We start from the raw sequence: 15,615 nt of genomic DNA on the forward strand, positions 1-15,615 counted from the left end.
CGCTGAGAGTGAGGGCTCCCAACGCCAGCAGTACTACTTTCTTCACAACTGTCCCCTTTCTGCAGTTCCTCTTAGTGTGCCGCAGTAGTGCGACGACCACGAACATGGCGTGCCCCGCTGTGACCCACTCCATATCGCGTGAACCCAGCAAGGGCCACGCCCCCGGCGATTAGCAGGCCGGACAGTGCGACCAGCGTTCGCCAAGAATCATCGGGTCCCGTGTGAGACAACTTGACCGGTACTTCCACCATCGCAGATGGCGTGAGGTACAAGGTCTCTGCTCCCTCGGCACAGGTGCCCTGGAATGCACCGACCCGAGTGGACCCCGGGTAGTGGTGCACGAACATGTAGTAACCGTCGTTGTCGTCGGTCATCTGGATGGGCACCTCGAAGTCGCTCGAGGCGGCCGTATGCGTGCCGTTGAGCGTGTCGACAGTGGTGGACGCCATCAGGTTGTCAGCCGTGCACATCGTGTCCAATTGAGACAGGCTCGACACCTCCGAGTGGTGCACGAAGTACAGATCCACGGTGATGGGCGTCGACTCACCGGGCTGCGCGCCAAAGTCAGCCGGTAACCCGTCGACCATGACCTCGTCGGACAGTGTCATTGTTCCCGCTGGCAGGCCGGAGTCTGGGTCGAATCCAGTCACGAGCGTCTCGACGTGGGCCGCACGCGTGATCGCGAAGCCGTTCCAGCCAAACATGCCCGACTCACCGGGGATCCCGTAGTCGGAGGTGTATGCCTCCATCGTGGCTGACGCCGGCGTTGACACTACCCACGTGTAGTAGCCGGGCACGTCCCCGTGGTCGACGCCTGGCAAGTCGGCGCTGCCACTGCCAGCGCTGTCGAGCGTCACATCCACCGTGGTGGTCCCAACCTCGGTTGCGTCAACCGGCACCGTGCCGGACTGCGTGGGCGCCGAAGTGCCTGCGTCTCGGTACAGCGTGCCCGTCACTGTGACGGTCTCCCCCGGCCGACCGCCGGTGATGTTCACAGAGTCACTGACAGGCGTGCCCGTCGAGAACGTCGACGAGCTGATCGTCGTCGAGATCTCCGGTCGCCAAGCGAGCATCCCTGTCTCGGCTGGGATCCCGTAGTCGGAGGTGTAAGCGTCCATCGTGGCCGTCGCCGGCGTGGACACTACCCACGTGTAGTAGCCCGGCACGTCCCCGTGGTCGACAGCAGGCAGCACCGCGGACGCGTTGCCGTCACCGTCAAACGTCACATCGACCGTCGTGGTCCCAACCGCAGTAGCGTCCCCCGGCACCGCTGCGGACTGTGAGGGCGCCGAGGCGCCCGCGTCCCGGTAAAGGGTGCCCGTCACGGTGATGGTCTCCCCCGGCCGACCACCGACGACTGAGACATTGTCAGAGACGTCGGTCCCCACCTCGAGGGTGCTCGAGCTGATCGTCGTGGCGATCTGTGGCTGCCACGGGAACAGGCCCGTCTCTTCCGCCACTGCGAAGTTCGACGTGTAGGCGAGGTTTGCGTCAGACGCCACGGTCGACACAACCCAGGTGTAGTAGCCCGGAAGCGCGTCACTCGGGATGGTGACCGCAGGCAACGTTCCCGTGCCGTTGCCGGAACCATCTGCCGTGATAGTTGTCGATGACGTACCGGCGACTACGGCGTCGGCCGGGATCTCGGCAGCCTCGATCGGGGCCTCAGCACCCGGGGCGTAGAACAGGGTGCCGTTCACCGTCACCGTCGAACCCGGCTGCGCGCCAGTGAGGTTCACAGAGTCCGACACTGCGTCACCGGGCCGGAACACCCCAGAGCTGATCGTGGTCGAGACGGCCGGCGTCCAGGCCACCAACGAGGTCTCCGAGGCAACCGCGAAGCGACCTGACCAGGCGCCCACGAACTCGTCAGCGGGCGACGTCTCATGCCAAACGTAATAGCCGGGCGCAGTCACCGTTAGCCCAGGAGTCGTGTAAGTACCAGGCTCGGTGACCGTCGTCGTCACCGAGCCCACGACAGGTGCACCAGGAGGCACTGAGTCCTGCTCAGTTGGCTGCGTGGCGAACGGCCCGTACAGCGTCGAGGTAATCACGATCGGGTGGTTCGCAGGAGTCCAAGCGTTGGCGATGAGACTGACGGTCATGTCATCCGTGAGTTCCTCGCCAGGAGTCGCGATTGCAGCGGACGTCTGAGTTTCAACAGAGATCGTGAAAAAGTCCTGGACAGGCTGATCCGACTGCTCGATTGCGCTCAGCGACAAAGTCCTACCGAGGAAGATGTCCTGGCCGGCGGCCTGGGAGTTGCGGCGTACTCCGACTCGCCAGTCGGGGACACCGGTGTAGGTGATCTGCACCCGCACGTTGCCAGATCCCGTAGCCGTGAATCCGGCACTCTGCAGCGCCGTTGTGGACGTGCCGGTGCGGGTCCGGGTTCCGGTGGAGTTCCACACGGCATTGGTGCTCAGAATCTGGGCCGTCCAGCTCACTCCCGGCACTAGGTTGTTGGTGTCTGAATAGAGGCCGATGCCCGTCACGGTGCCGCCATCGCCCGCGCCATTTACCGTGACCGTTAGCCCAGGTGCCGTGTCGTACGGCCCAGCGAAGTCGATCGCGTTGTCCCACATCGTGTCGATCGCCGCGCGGTTGGCAGCTTCGGCACCGGAGTTGGTGTTGAGGTAGTTCTCCCACACGGTCGAGTGCAGGACGTCGAACTTCTCCTTAATGAGCATGGCCACCCGCGACGCCGTGGTGTTCGACGTGGTGTTGCCGTAACGCGCGAGAACGTAACCGATGCGGTTGAGGTTGCGTCCGGTGAGCGTGCGCCCGTCCTGCACCCGGCTCGAGGTGTTCGACTGGTCAAGATTCGTGCCCGACTGCTTCGCCGCCACAATGCCCGATCCGGTCCACAAAGTGTTCGGCGTGCCGAGATCCCACGTGGACGTCCACGAGCCACCGGTAGAGCCGTTGAGCCACACGGTGGAGCCAAAGACACTGTCGGAGAACTCATCGGGTGCATCGGCCCCGGTCTGCGCTGCGCAGTACACGCGAGAACCGCCGACCATGTAGTTGCCGTACCAGGTGGTGCCCACGGTCAGTGAGGCGTTGATGCCGGCGCCCTTGCTGCCGGCGTAAGCGGCCTCAGTTGCCGCCACCGTCACGCTGGATCCGACGAGCAAAACCAGTAGGACGCGCGCCGTAGCGCGCTTGAGCCGCGGTACGCGGCGTTCGTCTCGGGTCGGCGCGGTCGCCGCCCCCCTCAGCTTGGACATCCTCAACCTTTCGTAGTGGGCCCACATTGCGCCGCCACCCTAGGAGGGTGTTCGGACACACCCAGGTATGACGTAACTTCCTGTATACGTGTAATATACAGTCCGAAGGAAAGGGGACAAGATGGCTAAAGTCGTCTTGTGGTCAGGAACGTTAGTGGGCTTCGCAAGCCCAAACGCACGAGTGAGCGCATGAACGCGCTCACCCAAAGAGCGCGTCCTGACGTACTTCGCCTGGTAGCACAGGCAGGCGCGTCCGGTTTGACCGCAAATGACCTAGCTGACAGGCTCGACGCCACGCGTGCGTGGGCTCTCCGAGTTCTTACCGAACTTGAGGCTGTCGGATTTGTCACAGGAACGCCGCCGAAGGGCGAGAGGCAGGCTGGAACGGCCACACGCTTCGTCCTCAGGGCCGACAGAGTCGACGCAGCGGTCAACGAACTACGCGACTGGGTCCAGGGCCGCTAGGGGTGTCAGAGGCGTCCGCAAGGATGCTCCACACCTAGCGAAAGGAGTCGGCCATGGTTATCTTCCGCATCATCAAGGCGATGCTCTGGCTCATCAAGTGACCAGCTGGCTGCGCACGCGCGCTCTACGACGCCGCGGCGCAGCCGGCGAGGTCCTCGAACAGCTCTCGCAACTGCCAACCCACGCCCACCCCTACTACGTCCAGCCCTACCCGTATCAACGCGTCTTCTTCGGTGACGAGTGGGCCGACGTCGACGAGAACGGGCGCGGCACCCGAGACGACGTCCTCGCTGAGCACCTCGCGGACGTGCAGCTCCTCGAGGACCTGAACGTCTATAGCGGCACTCTCACCGACGCTTACACCGGCGCAACCCTTGAGTACCAGCGCGGCCGTGACGAAGAAGACCCTGTGGTAGTCGATCACGTGATCTCACTCTGGGAAGCCTGGGCAACCGGCGCATGGTCATGGACCCCGGCAGAGCGCCGGCTGTTCGCCAACGACCCCGCAAACCTCGTCGCAACCGTCTACTCAGTCAACAAGGACAAGGGCGCCAAGAACGCAGCCAGGTGGCACCCCTCCCCCACTCACCTCGAGCGGGCATTCGTGCAGCGCGTCATCGCGGTCAAGAGCAAGTACCAGCTCGAGATCCACGAAACCGACCGCTCATACCTGGCATCAGTCCTGCATACGTGAAAATTACAGCGACACGCCGCGCGCCTTCCCGCGATGAAACTGTTTCAGGTTCTACGTTGAGCCCATGAGGCACAGCACCAACGGGGGGCGCAAGTCCAAGGGCGCACGCATTTTTCGTGCGGCCCGCTTCCCTGCTGAGTACGACGCGGTGCTCACCGCGGTTGCGGAAGAAGAGGGTCTGGACCTCGGCGAGGTGATCCTCAACGCCTTCGCAGAGAAGTACGGCCTTCCCCCTGTCGCCCAGCCTCGTTCGGCTCTCGAGTTTCAAGAGGAACTGAGGCTAAAGGCCAGCTGATTTGAGAACTACCTAAGCCACGCGGGCTTGCACAGGCCGACGCTGAACCAGTCGGAGAAAGCAAGAACCCCGCTCATAAGGACTGCAATCCTGAGCGGGGTTCCAAAACTGTTAACAAAATGGTAGAGCCCCTCAGGGGTCTCGGTCAAGTGCACCCTGATACCGGCGTGTCCGGTTTGTCGAGTGCGTCGTTCGACGGCGCCTGGATGTACACACGGTTGCTCTCACCGCGGCCCAGCGTACGCATCGCGGAGCGTGACGAGTCGGGCGCAGTCGCGCCCGACAACGCGTACCCGCGCGCCCGCCGGCTGGCCTCGCCGGCGCCGGACGTGCCCTGGACAGTCTTCCTGGCAAACGCTGACCTCGAGTACGCGCTGCTCGGATTCGACTTCGACGCGCGCGGAGACGCCGCGGCGGCCGCCGCCGACGCATGGGCGTTCGTGGCGCTCCTCGAGCGGACCGGCCACCTGCCCTTTGTGCTGTGCGAATCATCCTCGAGCGGCGGCCGGCACGTGTGGCTGCGACCCTCTGCTCCCCTGCCGGCAGCGACAGTCAAGGAGATCGCGGATCTCGCCAAGCGCGTCTACCCCACGCTCGACAAAGCCCCGCTGTCGAACCCCCGCACTGGCGCCCTAAGGCCTCCAGGCAGCCCGCACCGCAACGGATCCGTGTCCACGGTGCTACTGGGCGACCTCGCGGACCTCCAGCAGCCGTCCGCCGAGCTCGCTTCGATCTATGAGCTCCTGCGCGCTCTGCAGGAGCTCGCACCGGGTGGCGCCGCCGACGTACCGGCAGAACACTCCACCGCCATCACTCCCCTGGACGACGACGGCCGCCGCTACCTCACCGGCGGCCGCGTCAAACTCGGAGCCACCGCACAAGGCGCTCTGAGCACACCTCACACGCCCTCAACGGACGCCTCACATGCCCTGTGGCAGGTCCTTCTCGGCGCCGCCCGCGCCCGCTGGCGTTACGACGACGTTCTCGCCCTTCTGCCCACCGCGCCCGGGCTCGAACACGCGCGCACCCAACGTGTTGCCGGCGGCCGCCGACCACGCAGCACAGACGAGGCCCGCACGGTCCTGGCTCGGCACTGGGACCGCGCCGTGTCCTACGCAGCGTCGACCACTCTCGAGAAGGCGCGCAGCGACACCAGCGACCTCGACGAGCGCGTGGCCATCACGACGACGATCGTCGCGTCCGCGATCGCACACGCCGACGCAAGCCCCGGACGCTGGTCGATTAACCCCCTCGATCCGAACGCACGCCGGGACTCCAAGCGCGTCACCGACCGCCTGGTGCTCGACGAGCTCCACCGCCGTGCCCTGGACGGCCTCAGCGCCGAGATCTCGTCCTCCGTCCGCACCCTCGCCCTCCAGCTCACTGTGGGGCGCGAAAGCGTGCGCCAGGCGCTCCACCGGCTCGCCACCGACGGATGGATAGCCCTCGTCGAGAGCGCCCATGACGCGCAGGCCTCCACCTGGTCGATCGACCCGCGAGGCGTTTTCCACAGCAGAGCGTTCGATGCGTGGTCACGAGGGGGCAAAGCCCCCCTTTCGAGTGAGCACATCCGGGCCAACCGCGCCGCGCTGCTTGCTTCCCTGGATTCCAAGCGGTCTGCGGCCACCCACGATCTGTTCACTGCCCACGGCCTTGGAGCTCAAGCAGGTCGGCTTTACGCACACATGGCCGTCTCCCCCACCTCATCGGCATTGGAATGCGCGGGGATGAGCCCTACTGACGCCCTTGCCGCCCTGGAGGCTTTGCAGGCCGCCGGCGTGGTCCGCCGGCGTGAGAAGCGTTGGGAGGTTCGCGGAGTGCATGCCCTAGACCGAGCGGCGGCGCTGCATGGCGTCGCCGGCACCCTCGATGCACGCCGGCACCGGTACAGACTCGAGCAACTCACCTGGAGCTACTGGCTCGCGGAACGCGCGCAACTTACCGAGAACTGGCTTGTACGCGCGCAGAGACCTCGAGTGGCGTCGACACCGAGCACGACGGCGCTGCAGCTGGCGCCATACCCCCGCGACGCGACGGGCCGGCCGTCTTGGCGTCTGGCGATCGCACGTGTCGAGGAGTGCCGCAGCGCATGACTCGTGGGACGGCGTTGGCTCAGAAAATCGGCTTCTCCGGGCCTGAGACGGCCCGAGTGACCTTCCGGTGCGGTCGAGGGCGTCTTGAGGGCCTCACGGGCCGTGTAGAGGCGCTCGTGGCCACGATTGGTCTCGACGTCGATCCCCGCGGTCGCCGCTATGTGCCCTACCCGGCGTATCCTTACGGGTAACCTTACGCGCGTCCTTACGTGTCACTAGTGTGTTGTATGGTGCTGCTGTAAGGCGTCCGTGTAAGGTTACGCACATGGTTACAGCCCTACCTCACGGGTAAGGATTCGCGAAAGGATCGGCTATGGCACTTCGGAACTGCGTTGTAGTGGCACAAGCAAAGGGGGGCGTGGGCAAGACCACGATCGCCACGAACTTGGCCGGCATTTGGGCGGCGCAGGGCTTGCGCGTCCTGCTGTTTGACTTCGATCCTCAAGGCAATTGCGCTCTCGACCTTGGTTACGAACCCCAAGATGGCAAGGCCTTGTTCCAGGCCCTCGCGTCAGGCGGACCGCCGCCTGTCCTTCGCGCCGTGCGCCCCAACCTCGACGTGATTCCCTCCGGCCCGGCGTTGGCCCGCTTCGCGGCCTCACTCATGGGCGAGCCCAATGTCATCGAGGCGATGGCAAGCCAGCTCGTCGACGCGATCGAGCAGGCAGGGGAGTACGACGTCGTCGTGATCGACACCCCACCAGGGGACGTGCAAGCCGGCCAAGCGGCAATGGTCATCGGCAGCCACGTGGTCGCACCAGCTCGAGCGGACGACGCATCCTTGCTCGGCACGATCCAGTTGGCCCAGCGGTACATGTCGGTTCGCCGCATGAACCCTGACGTTCAGTTCGCCGGCGTCGTCCTCTTCGGCATCGGCGCCGGGTCCCGCCGGATCGAGCGCCGTATTCGTGAACAGCTCGAGGCGACACTAGCCGGGGGAGCGCCGGTGCTGACGACTCGGATCCGCGAAGCGAACGGCGCCGCCGTCTACGCCCGCACCAACGGCCGACTGGCCACGGAGATCGTCGACGACGCAGCCGAAGCCACCCGGGAGCGGTTCGTGGCGCTGCGCGAAGGCCGTACTGCAGAATCCCTTCCCAGCAACGCGCCTGGCCTGGCTGCCGACTTCCAGGCGTTGGCCGACGAAGTCGGGCGAACCATGACACTGCCCACGAAGGTCGCATGATGACCGAGCCCGTGACCCCGCGATTCAACGCCATCAATTGGGACGCCGACGCAGACCTCCCATTCACCGACGCGATACCGCTCACGCCGGCAGCAACCCGGCCCGCCGAGAAGCGCAAGCCCTCGAAGCCGGCCGCACAGAAGCCGCGAACAACAGCACCAGTTGTCGACAAGCAGCGCTCTCGGCCTGCACCGACCACGCGCTACGTCTTCATCGGCATCGACCAGCCCACACGCGACGCCGCACCCATCCTCGCGGCCTCCGAACGGCGAACCGTCGGTGACCTCGTTGTTCTGGCCATTCACCACTTCGCAGGGGGCGACGAACCGACCGGCACGCCGCGGGCCGACGTCGACCAGGCGCTTCCACTGAGCACGCCGCGGGCAGTGAGTCACATTCACGACTACCAGGTCCGTGTCACACCCGCGCAGTACGAGTACATCAACGACCAGCGCGCTGCGGCCGGCTACAAGTCGCTGCGGAAGTTCGCCGGCGATGCGCTCATGACGTACATCAACCATCACGCAGCTCAGGAGACAGCATGACCACCAAGACCGAGCTGCTAGCTCGAGCGAACGAGCACTACGAGCTGACCCGCGAGGTCGCCCGGGAGCTCGCCCACGGTGCGGCGCCAGTCCTGCCGGCGCCCATCGTGTACGAACTGGTGGCCGACTTGAAGAACTCTGTCGGCTACACCGCGAAGGAGCTACTGACTCACATCGCGACCGGGCTTGTGCGCTCCCTCGACGCCTACGACGTCACCGACGCCGCGGGGGACCCCCAGGCGAACGCTGTGGCGGCCGCGGACTTCATCAACCGTGCCGCGGATCTCGCAAGCCAGATCGGGCAGTTGCTCGACCAGGCGCAGTCGGCGATAGCCGAACAGGGCTACAAGACGAGCGACTCGTGAAGTACGTCGACATGCCCAAGCGGGACATCGCCGACGCGGCGACGTTCCACCTCATGCTGTTTGACATGGGCCTGCACAATCAACAAGCCGCACGACTGATCGGAGTGCCCGGCCCTCAGAAGGACGCCGAGCGCACCGTCTCGCGATGGCGCGAAGGACTCCACGCTGTGCCCGTCCCGGTGTGGACCATCGTGGCCGAGGCTCACGCATTGTTCGAGGCGAACGCTCAGCGGCTCATTGAAGCGCGACGCGCCGCCGGCGCCGACGCCCCACCACTCGTCACCTACCGAAGCACCAACGCGCTATACGACGCGGTTCCCGAGACATTCGGCCAGTTGCCCGTGCAGTACCACTGGGCGCTCATGCTCCGCGTGTCCAAGGCCACTGGAGCCCGCGTGGAGTACGCAAAGGCAGCGGGGGAGTAGACGGCAGCTGCGCTGCCGGACCCTGCCAGCAGCCCGGGGGTCCAGCGTCACGGGCCGCCTGGCGGCGCGTCAACCCCGGCACGCCGGGGTGCCCACCCTGCGGGTGTGACACGCCTGGTCGACCCGCCCTTCGGTCCCCTATCGGGCGGCCGCCAGGGGAGTGGGTGTGATGTGTCACATTGGCTGGCAATCCTGTATACGTCACGCATACAGTAAGCCGCGTCATAGATGCCTCCCGGGGGTGTCTCACTAGCGGGGGAGCCCGCAAGGACTAGAGGACAACTACATGAGCAAGCTGAGGGAGCAGGCGCAGCGCGCTTGCCCAGGATTCACCCGCATGACCGCACCAACCCACACCCCCCTAATCCGCAGACACCTCAGCGGCCCGAAAGCTCGAGCGGGACTGACCGCATTCGGTCTCGCCGCCGCCAGCGTCGTCCTCGTCCCGGCTGCCGCGATGGCGCAGGAACCCGTCGGCGACATCAGCATCTACAACGCCTGCGTCACCTCCGGCGTGGCATGCGTCGACCACCCGATCGCGAATTACGACTACGTCGCCAGCCCAGACAACCAGTGGGTCACCATCGACGTCCTGGCCAACGACGTCGACCAGCCCTCCCCGGTCGAGCAGATGGCCGGCGGTGACCGACCTCTCACCGTGGTGGGGTTCGGCAACATCGGAGGCGGCCTGAGCTACGTGCCAGCCGACGACTACAACTTCACCGAATACATGCCTCTCGACGCCCGCCTCGAGGACGGTCAGATCCAGCTGCTGCTGCCCCCGATCCCCACCGACCACTTCAAAGCCGGCGTGTGGTTCAACTACGTGGTCGAAGACGCCGAAGGCGATCGCTCAGCCGCCAGCGCGTTCGTCGACGTGACCCGTCCCACCTTCATCGACCCCGGTCTCGTCGACGACACCCTCACCACCGACTACATGACCGAGCGAACCCTCAACGTTCTCGACAACGACACGATCGACCCGTCGATGATCCGCGGATCGATAGCCGCCGACAGCGCCGCGCACGGAACGCTCAGCATCGACCAGGACGGGGTAGTCACCTACCTGCCCGACGAGGGATGGGTGGGGACCGAGACGATCGACTACACCGTCGAGCTCACAGAGATCGTCGAGGGCGAGTGGGACGACGCGCTGCCGGGGCTGCCCCTGGGAGCGAACCTGGGAGAAACCCGTACGTTCTCGGCCACAGCAACGTTACGCACCCTCGCCCCGTCGGCGCCGGCACCAGCTGACGATGCTGCATCCGTCGCGCATGGCGCCAGCGGTGTCGAGATCGACGTCCTCGCCAACGACACCTACCTGCCCGGAACCGCTGTGACCGCCACGGGCGTCACCTGCCCTACGGGTACCGCGACCATCAGCAGCGGGGGAGTGGTGACCTATACGGCCGGCTCCAACTTCGCCGGCGTCGACGCCTGCACCTACACGGTGCATGACACGTTCGGCCAAACGGGCACCGCACGCCTCGACGTCACAGTCGCCGCGGCCGCCGTGGCGCCACCCAGCGAACCTGATCCCGTCGTCGACCCTCCGGTGGTCGTTGACGATCCGCTGCCCGAGGCTTTGTCCAGCACCGGTGCAACGGGCGTCGCAGGCTCTGTGTGGGCCGCTGCCGGCCTGCTGAGCGCCGGCCTGGCTCTCGTTGGGGTTCCTGCCTGGCGACGTCGCAGGCGTGCAAAGGCTCTCGCATGAGAGCCACCCTCACCGCGTGCCTCATCGTCAAGGACGAGGCCAAGGTGATCGAACGAGCACTTGCCTCCGTGGTCGACGTGTGCGACCGGTGGCTCATCATCGACACCGGGTCGACTGACGGCACCCAAGACGTCATCAAGTCGTTCGCGGCCGAGCACGACTGGCCCGGCCTTCTCGTCGAGCGCACCTGGCGAGACTTCGGGCACAACCGCAACGAATTGCTCGAGCTCGCCGACTCGCTGCCGGCGGGGGAGAGGACCGACTGGGTGCTGTACATGGACGCCGACCAGGAAGTCGTCGCCGCCCAGTGCCTCTACGACGAGATCTCCGCAGCCGAACCCAACGTCCCCGGTTTGCTCGTACACACCATCGGACAACCGAGCTACTGGACGCCACGTCTAGTGCGAACCGGCGTCGGCCGTTGGCGTGGCCGGACCCACGAGGTGCTGTGCCTGCCCACCATCGGCGGATCCCACACGGTCGCCGCGCAACCCCGCTCCCTGGCCACCATCACCCACCACAGCGACGGCGGAGCGCGCACCGGCAGGCTCGAGCGCGACGAAGCGTTCCTACGCGCAGACCTCGACGACGCCCTGTCAACTGCCAGTCCGGCGCCAGAGTCGGGCATTGACCCGGTCACGGGAGCCGTCGACGCGCGCCCAGACGAGATCCGCACCCGCTACTACCTCGGCGCCACACTCGCATCCCTCGCGCAGCAAAATCCCGGCGATACTGTCGCTGCCCGGTTCGCCGAGGCGCGCGAGCACCTCGCCATCGTCGCTGAGCAAACCGTTAGCGACGAGCTCGCCTACGTCGCGTTGACGCTGACCGCTTGGACCCACCTGCAGCAAGGCGACACGGCCACGGCCACCGACGCCTATCTCACCGCCGCGAAGCGTCGCCTTGGCCGTTACGAGGCCGCTTTCGAGGCTGTGCGGCTGTTGCGCCGCGATGGCCAAGAGGTCCGTGCAGCAGTAGTTGGCGACCGCTTCCTGCACCGCCCACACCGCCTCTACGACACGTTCGAGGTCTACCCCAACGCCTATCCCGCTCTCGCCCTCGAGGTAGCCGGCGCCGCGCTAACGGTGGGTGACGCCATCACAGCCACGGCGGCGATGCGCTTGGTCAACCCAAGGCACCTCGACGCCCCGCTTGCTGCCATCTGGCAGACCCGCAGCGAAGGACTGAGCGCTCTCCTGCAGCCGGCGTAGTTAGCAACTCGGGACACGTCTCGGCGTTCCCCGTGCGCAATCACAGGTCGAGGGCTACTCTCGAAGCGCGACCCTTGGGCCGTATCTGAATATCGAGGGGTACCACCACGACGCTCGCCGACGCGGCCGCCGCCAGCGCAATCCCAGTGCATGAGATCTACGCGGTGATGCCCTGATGTGCGGTGAGTTCTCTCCCGGGCACCCAGCCCGGCCGAGCCGAACTCTCGAACCTCGAAGGGGGCAGTATGCGCAACCATCGGAAGCCAGCCCACGCCAAAGATTCCGTCGTGCATCTACCCGACGGCACCAGCGTGACGCTCGACCGTCCGTTCTCTGAATACACCATCGAAGAGTTGGCCGCGCTCGGCATCAAGCCGGGGCTTGGTGGTGAAGACCTCATCGCGATGATCTCGCGAGACCCGCAGGACGGGTCACCACGAAAAGAGACTCCATGAACACCACTCGACATCTACGCGTCCTCGCCACAGTGGCCGTCGTCGCACTCGGCGCGGCCCTTACCGTCGCTGCGGCATCCCCGAACCCGTCCGCAGCCGCGGCGCCGAGCCTCACGTCCGGCAGCACTATCTACCTGCCTTCGGGCAAAGCCGTCGTCCTACCCAAAGACTTCGACAAGCTCACGGTTGCCGAGCTCGCCAAACTTGGCGTCGTACCCAACATGAACAATGCGGGCGGTGCAAGCGTCATCGCGCAGCCCACTCCTGTGGTGCAGCCTCAGAGTGCGACCGGTTGCAACAAGCAGGTGTGCATTATGGTCACCGGGAGCGGGCTCCACATTACGAAGTGGCAGTCGACGGGCGCCTCGTCTCCTCCCGTTTGCACCTTCGCGACGTTCTGGCGTAACACCACCATCTTGGCCACCACCCCAGAGATCTGTGGTCCAGAACATACGACCTACCTGGCGACCAAGGCGAACATGCCGATGGACTTCCTCAACGGCACCATTCTGTGCAACTCCTGGGTCAGCATCGCCGGCAAGCCCTGCGAGACAGTCCACTCGTAGTTCCACCTTGCCTCGTTGCGCCCGGCACAGAACTGGGCGCAACGAGGCACCCTTCAACCGCAGATTGTCAGACCTACCTGGTAAAATGGTCCCATCGGCACAGCGCCGACCAGAGCCTCAGGCTCGAACCCGAAGGGACCATCATGACTGTCATTCCCGCGAGACCTCTCGCTTCCCCCAGCGTCGTTGAGCAGCTGCTCGAGGCAGCCGTGTGGACGGCTTTCGCTGGCGCGATCGCACCGTGGTGCATGCTCGTCAGCAACTACGCGTCAACCAGCGTCGACGAGCCGCTGTTGGTGCTCGTCGCCCAAGCGGCGTGGATCTCGGCCGCGACGCGCGCCGTGGTGCTCGTGCGGCACGCGCGACCTCGTGCTGCAGCTGTGCCGGCGGGGATCGCACTGGCCTTGGTAGCCGCTGTGGCGATCGCCACCGCTCGAGGTGATCTGCTGGACGCCTTGCTCACCTACCGGTGGGCGTTCCTTGGCGGACTGGTTGTCGCCGCTGCGATCGGCAGCACGATCCGCGTCGAGGACCTCACATCGTCTTCCGTCCCGTCAGAGCTCATCCCTACACTCCAAGAAGGAGGCACCACCATGACCGAGCAGCACTTCCTCGAGCGAGACGCCGACCTGCTGGACAAGCTGCCGGCGGACCTGCGCCGTGGCCTCGAGTACACCCTCACGTCGCACGCGATCGAGGACATGGAGCCAACCCGAGAGCACACTGCTGCCCTCGTGGACTACACCCTCGGCGAGATCTCCGAGGCGGAGTACCTCGAGCGGCTCGGCATGAGCGACTTGGCGCGCCGCGCGGCCGCCGCTCGAGCAGCAGGGGAGTGAGCGGTGGCCGGGCGGGTTTACGAATGGGACGACTACTTCATCCCTGGCACGGGAGTGCTCAAGAACCTGCCCGGCCTTACCGACTCCGATCAGCTTTACGACTACGAGTACGCGAAGAGCCTGCTGCGCCAACAGCAGATCGAGCTCGGCATCGCGAAGATCCCCGCCACCCTCGACGGTGAGCACCTCCAGGCGCTGCACCGCTACCTCCTGCAAGACGTCTACGAGTGGGCGGGCGAGTTCCGCACGGTCAACATAGTCAACGAGAAGCCACGCGACATGTGGGCCGATCCCAACGTGAAGGAAGTCGGGCACTTCGTTCACCACCAGAACATGCCGCAAGCCCTGAACTTCCTCACGGACATGATCGATGCCACGGACTGGCACCACCTCGACGCCGACCAGATGGCGAGCAAACTGGCCGACGTCCACTCCCACGTCAACATGGCGCACCCGTTCCGCGAGGGCAACGGCCGCGTCACCCGGCTGTTCGTGGAGGCCGTCGCTGACCATGCCGGCTACGACATTCGCGGTCCCTTGCCAGACAAGAAGTCCTACATCCGGGCGGTGATCCTCGCCGACGACAACCAGCCCAGCGCCCTCGAGGCAATTTGGCGATCGCGGATCGCCCCGCTGCCGTCACAGCTCGAAAGGCCGGCGCCACCGCTGCTGGCCGAACGCGTAGCGAGGCTACGAGTGGAAGCGGCGCCACAGATTGCGCCAACGCTGCGGCGCGCTGCCGGCTACTACGGCCCGAGCATCAACTAACTCGACCACCAATTCACCAGGTCCTCCACGGGCGACGTGGGCGAGCCGCGCGCAACTGCGCCTGCGGTCTCGCTGTGTCGGCGGTGGGGGAGTGGTCACCCGGGGTCCCGTCGTCCACGGTGGTCAGCACCGACACCCCTAGAAGTGTCGGGCTGTCCACGGGGGGCGAGGGGTCGCCCTCGCTACCGCGTCTCGTAGCGGCGCAGCAGCTCCACGGCGGCGCCGTAGAGCGCCTTTGTCGGCTCATCGCTCGGCACCGCGAAGGTTACCCATTCGATGAAGGTTTGGCCCTTGTGAAACGACACGTCGATCACGGCGAGCTCTGACCAGTCGACGTTGCAGGGGATCGACAGGTGGTCTCCGCGATACGGGTTGAAGGTGTAGCCGCCGTTTCCGAGGTCGTGGGCGCGGAAATGATGCACGAACGCGAACACTGGGTGGATCTCTCCGGTGGCGAGCTCTTCGAGGTCGAACGGGTTCGCGTACTCGAGGTCATCGCGGCCAGCCGCGCCGGATTTGAGGATCTGGCGCTGCGGCACGCCAAGGTGGGTTACGAGGCTCTCAAAGGCGTCGCGGCCGCGGCCGTCCGCGGGGGTGGGGTCGTTCATGGCGTTCCTTCCGTGCTCGGGTTGGATGGGCGCGGATCCGTGCTCGGGATCTGCGCCCCCAACGCTACCTCGCGTGCCACCACGTGCACGCTCGCGGCACAAGGGAGCCCCCGCCGGCCTCTCGGGGGGTGATGAGGCGCGACGGGGGCGTAGTGC

Annotated in this window: 17 protein-coding genes; 15 read left to right on the forward strand and 2 right to left on the reverse strand. The window is 65.8% G+C overall.

The annotated features are described in order from the left end of the window. Positions 1-71: 71 nt before the first annotated feature. Positions 72-3,119: a hypothetical protein gene (locus tag QM618_RS03275; RefSeq protein ID WP_428094898.1), complete on the reverse strand. Its 3,048-nt coding sequence runs from the start codon at positions 3,117-3,119 to the stop codon at positions 72-74. A gap of 300 nt (positions 3,120-3,419) precedes the next feature. On the opposite strand from QM618_RS03275, the gene QM618_RS03280 reads away from it, so the two are divergent. From QM618_RS03280 to QM618_RS03350, 15 genes are all read left to right on the forward strand, one after another. Continuing rightward, the gene (locus tag QM618_RS03280) at positions 3,420-3,695 is read left to right on the forward strand and encodes a helix-turn-helix domain-containing protein (protein WP_428094900.1); all 276 of its coding nucleotides are present in this window, start codon (positions 3,420-3,422) and stop codon (positions 3,693-3,695) included. A gap of 97 nt (positions 3,696-3,792) precedes the next feature. Then, positions 3,793-4,389, forward strand: a complete 597-nt coding sequence (locus tag QM618_RS03285) for a GmrSD restriction endonuclease domain-containing protein (protein WP_428094902.1) — start codon at positions 3,793-3,795, stop codon at positions 4,387-4,389. A 64-nt stretch (positions 4,390-4,453) separates the two neighbouring features. Then, entirely contained in the window at positions 4,454-4,684 is a 231-nt protein-coding gene (locus QM618_RS03290) for a hypothetical protein (RefSeq protein ID WP_428094904.1), read from the forward strand. Between the two features lie 167 nt (positions 4,685-4,851). Beyond that, complete coding sequence (locus tag QM618_RS03295; RefSeq protein WP_428094906.1) at positions 4,852-6,777, forward strand: hypothetical protein; 1,926 nt, start codon at positions 4,852-4,854, stop codon at positions 6,775-6,777. Next, entirely contained in the window at positions 6,774-6,968 is a 195-nt protein-coding gene (locus QM618_RS03300; RefSeq protein WP_428094908.1) for a hypothetical protein, read from the forward strand. The genes QM618_RS03295 and QM618_RS03300 overlap by 4 nt, the downstream gene beginning before the upstream one ends. A 122-nt stretch (positions 6,969-7,090) precedes the next feature. Continuing rightward, the gene (locus QM618_RS03305) at positions 7,091-7,963 is read left to right on the forward strand and encodes a ParA family protein (protein WP_428094910.1); all 873 of its coding nucleotides are present in this window, start codon (positions 7,091-7,093) and stop codon (positions 7,961-7,963) included. Further along, on the forward strand, positions 7,960-8,508 hold the full coding sequence (locus QM618_RS03310) for a hypothetical protein (RefSeq protein ID WP_428094912.1): 549 nt from the start codon (positions 7,960-7,962) through the stop codon (positions 8,506-8,508). Before QM618_RS03305 ends, QM618_RS03310 begins: the two co-directional genes overlap by 4 nt. Further along, positions 8,505-8,873 carry a hypothetical protein gene (locus tag QM618_RS03315; protein ID WP_428094914.1) on the forward strand — a complete coding sequence of 123 codons (369 nt, stop codon included), beginning with the start codon at positions 8,505-8,507 and terminating at the stop codon, positions 8,871-8,873. The genes QM618_RS03310 and QM618_RS03315 overlap by 4 nt, the downstream gene beginning before the upstream one ends. After that, positions 8,870-9,298 (forward strand): hypothetical protein, encoded by a 429-nt coding sequence (locus QM618_RS03320; protein WP_428094916.1) that lies wholly within the window; start codon positions 8,870-8,872, stop codon positions 9,296-9,298. The genes QM618_RS03315 and QM618_RS03320 overlap by 4 nt, the downstream gene beginning before the upstream one ends. Positions 9,299-9,584: 286 nt before the next feature. Further along, on the forward strand, positions 9,585-11,012 hold the full coding sequence (locus QM618_RS03325) for an Ig-like domain-containing protein (RefSeq protein ID WP_428094918.1): 1,428 nt from the start codon (positions 9,585-9,587) through the stop codon (positions 11,010-11,012). After that, on the forward strand, positions 11,009-12,223 hold the full coding sequence (locus QM618_RS03330) for a glycosyltransferase (protein WP_428094921.1): 1,215 nt from the start codon (positions 11,009-11,011) through the stop codon (positions 12,221-12,223). Before QM618_RS03325 ends, QM618_RS03330 begins: the two co-directional genes overlap by 4 nt. Before the next feature lie 245 nt (positions 12,224-12,468). After that, positions 12,469-12,678 (forward strand): hypothetical protein, encoded by a 210-nt coding sequence (locus QM618_RS03335; RefSeq protein ID WP_428094923.1) that lies wholly within the window; start codon positions 12,469-12,471, stop codon positions 12,676-12,678. Continuing rightward, on the forward strand, positions 12,675-13,244 hold the full coding sequence (locus QM618_RS03340) for a hypothetical protein (protein ID WP_428094925.1): 570 nt from the start codon (positions 12,675-12,677) through the stop codon (positions 13,242-13,244). The genes QM618_RS03335 and QM618_RS03340 overlap by 4 nt, the downstream gene beginning before the upstream one ends. A 143-nt stretch (positions 13,245-13,387) precedes the next feature. Continuing rightward, on the forward strand, positions 13,388-14,083 hold the full coding sequence (locus QM618_RS03345) for a hypothetical protein (protein ID WP_428094927.1): 696 nt from the start codon (positions 13,388-13,390) through the stop codon (positions 14,081-14,083). A gap of 3 nt (positions 14,084-14,086) precedes the next feature. Continuing rightward, positions 14,087-14,851: a Fic/DOC family protein gene (locus QM618_RS03350; protein ID WP_428094929.1), complete on the forward strand. Its 765-nt coding sequence runs from the start codon at positions 14,087-14,089 to the stop codon at positions 14,849-14,851. A gap of 182 nt (positions 14,852-15,033) precedes the next feature. Here the strand turns inward: QM618_RS03350 and QM618_RS03355 are convergent, their stop codons facing one another. Continuing rightward, complete coding sequence (locus QM618_RS03355) at positions 15,034-15,459, reverse strand: hypothetical protein (protein WP_428094931.1); 426 nt, start codon at positions 15,457-15,459, stop codon at positions 15,034-15,036. Positions 15,460-15,615: the final 156 nt, after the last annotated feature.

This window comes from Demequina sp. (assembly GCF_049841215.1).
In the GTDB taxonomy this organism is placed as follows: domain Bacteria; phylum Actinomycetota; class Actinomycetes; order Actinomycetales; family Demequinaceae; genus Demequina.